The following is a 458-nucleotide window of genomic DNA, read 5'->3' as shown; positions in this document are numbered from 1 at the left end:
ATTACAGCCTCGAATATCAGAATTATCAAAACGACCCAATACTTCGAATGAATTATTGGGATTTTTTTTTCCCAAATCTTGAGTCGCGATAAAAGAACACGAATTAATGTTGGCCAAATCTATCACATTGATTCCGCCCGATTTTCCTTCTTCAACATAAGTCAATGCGTCTTCGGTGTTGCGAACAAGAATTTGCATCCAAGAAGGACATTCAAACACTCCGTTTCCAAGTGAATAAGCTTGCGAAAGCAATTCTGTCATACCATATTCAGAATGGATGGCTGTCACGCCAAAACCTTGGCAAAGTTTTTCGTGCAATTCTTCCCGAATCATCTCCTTGCGTTGGCCTTTCATTCCGCCGGTCTCCATAATGATTGTATTTTGTAACTGGAAAGGATATTTCTCGATTAAATCCAACAAGGCATAAGTTACGCCAATTAGAATCACGTTTTGTCCAG

General features: G+C 39.5%; 1 pseudogene. It reads right to left on the bottom strand.

Going from position 1 to position 458, the window contains the following annotated elements:
* A pseudogene (locus EKL98_RS18360) lies at positions 1-458 on the bottom strand (acyl transferase); the annotation flags it as partial.

It is taken from the genome of Flavobacterium bomense (assembly GCF_003970355.1).
The sequence above is the reverse complement of the archived record's forward strand: the minus strand, read 5'-3'. Positions and strand labels throughout refer to the sequence as shown.